We start from the raw sequence: 2,995 nt of genomic DNA, 5'->3' as shown, positions 1-2,995 counted from the left end.
CGAACGCAAAGAACCTCGACGTCGTCCTGCTGGCGGCGTCGCCCCACGAGTTCCTCGACCGGTTTCCGAGGCGATGCAGTCGGGCTACTGGAAGACGGTTCTGGACGTCTCCGCGGACCAGCCCCTGACCACCAGATCCGGACTGGTCATGGGCATCCCCATGGATGCGGGCCAGCGCGCGAAGGCGCTGGAGGGGGCAACCACGGCCGAGCGCGCCGCCGCCGACCGCTTTGCGGCGACGGTCCATCGCTGGCAGAAGGTCCGGGACGTCATCGCGTCCATATCGTCGTCCGGAGTCTCCGTGGTGTCGCCGGCCGGCGACGTGGGCCCCGGCCTCCAGACGGTGCTGGGTGTGGCGAACCTTCCTGAGGTCATCTCCGTCGGCGGGTTCGACGGCCGGGCCGTTTCTGCGTCCAGTGCCTCCGGTCCGTCGATCGACGGCAGCGTCAAGCCGGACCTGATCGCGCCGTCGGGCATCGTCGGGGTCCTCCCGGAGTCGTCGGCGCTGGCCAAGAGCCTGGGTGCCGCCGGTGTGCTGAGTCCGTCGTTGAGCCCACTGTGGGACGCGGGGGACGCACCAAGCAGGGCGAGGGCGAGGCTGGACTCGTCCCTTACCTCCGCCACACTGGTGGCCGCGGCGACGGGAGGCATGTCGCGTGAGGGACTGCGGGATGCTGCCGCCCACAGGGGAGCGCTCACCGCCGCCTCCGTGCCGCTTTCCGGGACGCCGGCCTGGCGCCAGGGCGCAGGGCTGCTGAAGGGCGTTCCGACGGCCGAATTCGCCTCCTCCCGTCCGCTGGTCACTCAGCACGCAGACCTGGGGGCCGAGCCCGAGTCGGGTGCATGGTCGGCGGTTTTGGCCGTCCGTCAGGGCCGCGCCACAGCTGCCTCGTCCGTGCTCTCGTCGTTCGCGGGCTCCGGGCCGGCCGGCGCGACGAAGTCCCGTGAGGTGAGCCCCGCAAACGCGCCGCCGGTCGCAGCCCGCGTGAGCGAGCGGGGGGCGGAGCTGTCCGTCCCGCTGGGAGCGTCGCGCTACGACGGCGGCCTGTACTGCGGCTACACCGACGTGGATGTCATCGGAACCGGCGGCAGCGTGCGGCCGGGGGTGTCGATCGACGGAGTCCCGCCGGGAACCGAGCAGGTCCCGACCTGCCTCGTCAAGGGTTCCCGGGTGCGCGGGCACGGCTTCTACATCCATGACATCCCCGCCGAGAACCTGACCTTCGCGCTGCTGCCCGCGCTGCCCCCGGAGGCGTCGCTTCTGACCAAGCCTCTGATGCTCCTGCCCGTCAACCCGCTGCACACGAAGCTGTTCTTCAAGGTGACGGGGGCCGACGGCAACGCCGACTTCAGCAACGTCCCGCCCGGCTACTACACGGTCAGGCAGTTCTCCGACTACGGCTCCCCCGTGGTCCAGACCCTGACCGATTCCGCCTCGGGCGCCGAGGTCACCCGGACGTCGGACCTGGGCGAGAACCCGTCCTACCAGGACTTCGACGCCCTGATCCTCGGAAGCAACTTCACCGAGACAGACCTCAGGGACACGTTCGGACCGCAAAACGTGCAAGCAGACCCCCCGACCAACAGCTGGCTGGTCACGACCGGACCCCGCACCACCAGGGTGATCCTCGACAGGTTCAAGAAGATGCCGGGCGTGGCGGTCTCCTCCCGCGTCGTGGACCTGATGGGTCACGACGACCTGGACTTCGCGTCTTCGCCGCTGGCGGGCATCCTGCGGCTTCCGGCGCTGGCCAAGCTGCCGCTGGCGGGCGACATGCGGGGCTGGACCTTCACGAAAGGGGGGCCGGGCACCGACGCGTTCACAGCGACGTTCAACCCGGTGGCGTCGGCGGGGGCGGCGGCCTCGGTGGTTGGAGTGGCCAAGTACCCGTTCGCGCTGACGACCCCCAACTACAAGATGCACATGTCCCTGAACTTCTCCTACGACCTGACGAACGCGGCGGTCCTTGCCGTCGTGAACGTGGGCGAGGAGTGGGCGGCAGGAGTCGTCACCCCCGCGGGGACGTTGCGTTCGCCGACCGTGGGGACGACGTCGCCTGTCGGGTCCGGCGGCATCGCGGTCAGCGGAGCCGCCTCCGGGCTCGCGAACTTCGAGTTCGACATGAAGCCGCTGGGGGACAACCAGGGCGACCTGTATCTGATCCTCGTGCCGTCCCGGCCGGTGCAGCAGCTGTCCGCGCCGCTCACGTCGGCGTCGATCGGAGACCTGTCGGTGAACTACGACACCTGGCAGCGGACATCGTGGCCCGCAGCGAACACCCCTCACGGACGGGGCCACGCATTCGACATGAACCCGAACTACTCGGCCTCCCAGATGTCCGCGGACGCTTGCAGGCGGATCGACTCCGGCGGCGTGAAGGCCGATGTCTGTGAGGACTGGCAGGTCCTGGTGCACTCACCGGGCGACGACGCCGCAACGGTCGACGTCGCCGGCTTTGACGGCAGCAAGATCCCTGCGATCCGCTCCGGAGGTTCCCGCTACGCGGACCCCGCCCGGGGGACCAGGGACTTCTCGGCGACGCTGGCGTTTTCGCTGCCGCAGGCTGAGGCTCCCGTGAGCGGTGGATTCAGGATCGACAACGCGTTCAGGACCAACGGGCGGTTCTGGGAGCAGCTCGCGCTGTCCAGAAAGACGCTGGCGGCTATCTCCGGGCCGGTGGAGGTCCAGATCCTGGACAACCTCCGGGGCCGCTCGAGCCAGCTCGCCGGGCACATTGCGGGACCTGTTCCCGTGGCGGCCTATGTCCCGTTCGCGTCCGGCAAGACGGACATCGACCCGCTGAGGCTGGTCGTGGCGGGCGCGCAGTCGCAGACCGCGCCCCTGGCTGGAGCCGTTGCCGGGGCGACGCAGCCGGTGCTTGGCCCGGCGGGGGCCGGACCGTCATCCGCGAGCGGATCTGGGCCCGCTGCCTCGCCTGCACCTCAGGCCGGTGCAGACGCAACTCTGAGATCTATCCGTAAAAAGCTGGGACGG

At 69.8% G+C, this 2,995-nt stretch carries 1 protein-coding gene; it reads left to right on the top strand.

Going from position 1 to position 2,995, the window contains the following annotated elements; all coding sequences use genetic code 11:
- Window positions 1-73: 73 nt before the first annotated feature.
- Window positions 74-2,995: hypothetical protein (locus tag VNE62_03195; protein ID HVE91295.1), on the top strand; the 2,922-nt coding region annotated here is incomplete at its 3' end.

The sequence above is a fragment of the Actinomycetota bacterium genome (assembly GCA_035536535.1).
GTDB lineage: Bacteria > Actinomycetota > JAICYB01 > JAICYB01 > JAICYB01 > DATLNZ01.
This window is presented reverse-complemented; position numbering and strand designations above follow the sequence as displayed.